The sequence below is a fragment of the Pseudomonas sp. genome (genome assembly GCF_050739995.1).
Classification (GTDB): domain Bacteria; phylum Pseudomonadota; class Gammaproteobacteria; order Pseudomonadales; family Pseudomonadaceae; genus Aquipseudomonas.
The window spans coordinates 1-3,095 of the sequence record NZ_JBOICG010000313.1 but is presented as its reverse complement, the minus strand read 5'-3'; the positions used below and the strand labels follow the sequence as shown (position 1 = coordinate 3,095).

Genomic DNA, 3,095 nt, shown 5'->3' with positions numbered 1-3,095 from the left:
GTCCAGCGCGTGGTGCGCCAGATCGGAACGATGGCATCGGGAATGTCGCGGCGCGGACGTTTGAAAATGTCCCACAACCAGCCGAGCAGGTGGCCCACCTTGGTGCCCTGCATCTTGTGGGCCCAGTAATATTCGTAGAAGTCCGTGGAGGTGCGGCCCGACGACTTCAATACGCGCAGGTCGAAATTGCGCGACAGCCGATCCGGTTTGCTCCAGTAGAAGGGTTTGTCGTCGGGTGAGTTCGTCGGGATCATGGCTTCGACGAAGCCGCGCAGAGTGTCCATTGGGCGCTGTTCACCGATGCCGTGGATAACCACAACCGCTTGTTTCATGTGCTGTTCATTCCTTGAAGGCCACGAAGGGGAGGGGAGTTGGTAGATAGCTAATCGCCATAATACTGCCACCCTCGGTGCTATTCCCGCCAGGAATGCCCCCATAAAAAACCAACATTGTCTTTATTTCCGTACATCTCGTAGCGTGGCCTTTCACCCAAGGAGAGCCACCATGCGCCCGTTATGCCTCTACGTTGATGCCCAGTTCACCAGCCCCTATGCGATGTCGGTATTCGTCACCTTGCAGGAGAAGGGGTTGGCCTTCGACACCGTCCCCGTAGACTTGGACACCGCACAACAGCACGCAGCGGGCTTCGCCGAGCTATCCGTCACACAGCGTGTGCCGACGTTGGTGGAAGGCGATTTTGCCTTGTCGGAATCCTCGGCGATCACGGAATACCTCGACCAGGTTTACCCCGAGACGCCGGTGTACCCGGCCGACGCCAAGCAGCGAGCGAGGGCTCGGCAAGTCCAGGCGTGGTTGCGCAGCGACTTGCTGCCCATCAGGCAGGAACGTTCGACGTTGGTGGTGTTTTATGGTGTGAAAATGCCGCCGCTGTCGCCCGTGGCGCAAACCGCCGCGCGCAAATTGATCGGTGCGGCGCAGGTGCTGTTGGCGGGCAACAAGGCGTATTTGTTCGGCGAATGGTCGATTGCGGATGTGGACCTGGCCGTGATGCTCAACCGGCTGATCCTCAACGGCGACGAGGTGCCGGCCGACTTGGTTGGGTATGCCCGGCGTCAGTGGCAGCGGCCGTCGGTGCAGGCCTGGGTCAACCTGCCACGCCCGGCGCTTTAAGGCATTACAGCCATTCGTGGGTCACACGCCGGTCGAGGTCTTCCCAATCGGCCATGCCTAGCACGCGTGTGGTGTTCAAGCCGCGCAGGTAGCCGCGCAGTTGCTGGGCGCTGGCGTAGCGTTGGTCAGCGTCGGCCGTCTCGTTCTGCAGTACGGTTTCATAGTCGACCAGGTAATCGGCGACCCGCTCGCGAAACTCCGGCAATACGGCTTCGCGGATGCGGTCGAAGGTTTTCTGGTGGGGCTTCATAGCGTGGTCCTTATAAGTTTTATTGAAAGCGGGCTGCGCAACACTATCGGTTCAAATGATAGTCACCATCAAGGATTGCAAGTTCTGTTTTTGCTGGAAAGGTGGAGAATTGCGCCATCGAAACGCTGTTCAAGGAAACGCGCGATGAGGACGATAATTCAGCTGGGTTTGATGCTGTTGATGGTAGGTTCGGTGGCCATGACCACCCCGGCCATTGCCGATGAACTACGTACAGGCCATTTGCTGCCACTCGTCGGTAGCGTAGACTCCCTGGCGCGCGCGCAATCGGTGGGTGTGTTGTACAGCGAAAACACCCGCGACAACCTCAGTTACCTTGAACGCTACCATGCCATGGCGATGAACGGCGCCAAGGATGCCTTGGACGGACGTATCCGCGAGGCTTTCGTCAACAGCTCCGATCCTGAGCTGGCCATCGATTGGCTGATGAGTTCGTTGCAGGGCACTTTTCTGTCGGTAACGGTCTATAGCAGCCTGGATGAGCTGGTGCAGGCGCACCCGGACGTGGTGGTGATGCTCGATACCCATAATCAACTGCTGACCCAGCGCAACGATCTGGTGGAAGCGAGGTTTACCGCACGGTTCTATGACGCGGACTTGCAATATATCGCCAAGGCCGAAGGCTCGGTGCACAAGCAAGTGCCGTCGGTGTGGGTGCATGACAAGGCGGCGCCTGAAATTGCCGCTCAGATCGAGCAGCAGCGTGATGTACAGCTCGACGCCTTGAAGCAGTTCGATGCCTCGCTCAAGGCGCTGGTACGAGCGGGTTGATGTGAACCTTTTTTAGTTATTTTCAGGAATTTTTATGCGCTCTTTTTTCGTCCCGGCCCTGGCCTTTGCTTCTTTGGTGCTGACCGGTTGTGTTTCCGCTCCCAATGCCCCGACCTTGACCCTGCAAACCAGCAAGACGCCCGAAGGCTATGTGCAGTGCGTATTGCCCAAGCTTGAAAAGTACGGCATCACCTCCACCGTGACGCAGAACTCGCGCCACGCCAAGGTGCTGTTGACCAGCAAGATTGCTGCCGATGATGTACTGGAGGCCTATAAGTCCCAGGACGGTACCAAGGTGTTCCTGTATGAGCGCAAGCCACTGGCATCGGCTATCACGCCCTCGCGGCTGGAGCTGGCGGCCAAAGACTGCAAGTAACGCCAGAATGTGGTCGCTCAGGGTTTCGTTTCGCTGCTGAAACTGTCGACCGCCTTGAGCAGCCCTTCAGCCGCCAACGCCACCAGCTCACCACCTTTTTCCACCGTCGCCAGGGCCGGGTCCGAACCCATGCGCCCGTCGGGGAAGCGTGCGCGGAAATCCAGCGCCTCGCGGATCGGCCCGGTATTGGCGATCTGCGGCGAATAATCAGCTGACTTGATCGACTCCGGATACGCCCACTGTGTCACCGCGATCTCTGACGGCGTGGCATGGCTGCCATGGCCTACCGGGAATTGGCGGTGCGCCAGCTCGGAAACGCCTTCCAGATCCCACCAGTTCACCAGCTTCAGTGCGAACCCGGCCGGGCGGCGGGCATAGCTGGCTTCGGCATACAGCTCGGAAAACGCGGCCTCGATGGTCGCGATATTGCCGCCGTGACCGTTCAGAAACAGGATCTTCTCGAAACCATGGCCGGCCAGCGAGCGCACCCAGTCGCCAATCGCGGCGATAAAGGTGGAAGGGCGCAGGGAAATGGTGCCCGGAAAGCCC

The 3,095-nt window shown here is 59.2% G+C and carries 5 protein-coding genes and 1 pseudogene; 3 read left to right on the top strand and 3 right to left on the bottom strand.

All coding sequences use genetic code 11. The annotated features are described in order from the left end of the window. A pseudogene (locus ACRESD_RS10590) lies at positions 1-332 on the bottom strand (hypothetical protein); the annotation flags it as partial. A 172-nt stretch (positions 333-504) separates the two neighbouring features. Between ACRESD_RS10590 and yfcF the strand changes: the two are divergent. Then, positions 505-1,131, top strand: a complete 627-nt coding sequence (gene yfcF / locus ACRESD_RS10585; protein ID WP_431750862.1) for a glutathione transferase — start codon at positions 505-507, stop codon at positions 1,129-1,131. 4 nt (positions 1,132-1,135) lie between these two features. Here the strand turns inward: yfcF and ACRESD_RS10580 are convergent, their stop codons facing one another. Beyond that, complete coding sequence (locus ACRESD_RS10580; RefSeq protein ID WP_431750861.1) at positions 1,136-1,381, bottom strand: hypothetical protein; 246 nt, start codon at positions 1,379-1,381, stop codon at positions 1,136-1,138. 144 nt (positions 1,382-1,525) lie between these two features. Between ACRESD_RS10580 and ACRESD_RS10575 the strand changes: the two genes are divergently transcribed. Together ACRESD_RS10575 and ACRESD_RS10570 are read left to right on the top strand one after the other, a co-directional pair. After that, positions 1,526-2,170 carry an ATPase gene (locus tag ACRESD_RS10575; RefSeq protein ID WP_431750860.1) on the top strand — a complete coding sequence of 215 codons (645 nt, stop codon included), beginning with the start codon at positions 1,526-1,528 and terminating at the stop codon, positions 2,168-2,170. Positions 2,171-2,204: 34 nt separating this feature from the next. After that, the gene (locus ACRESD_RS10570) at positions 2,205-2,546 is read left to right on the top strand and encodes a hypothetical protein (protein ID WP_431750859.1); all 342 of its coding nucleotides are present in this window, start codon (positions 2,205-2,207) and stop codon (positions 2,544-2,546) included. Between the two features lie 17 nt (positions 2,547-2,563). On the opposite strand, the gene ACRESD_RS10565 is transcribed toward ACRESD_RS10570, so the two are convergent. After that, the coding region (locus tag ACRESD_RS10565; RefSeq protein ID WP_431750858.1) for a creatininase family protein at positions 2,564-3,095 on the bottom strand (532 nt) is incomplete at its 5' end.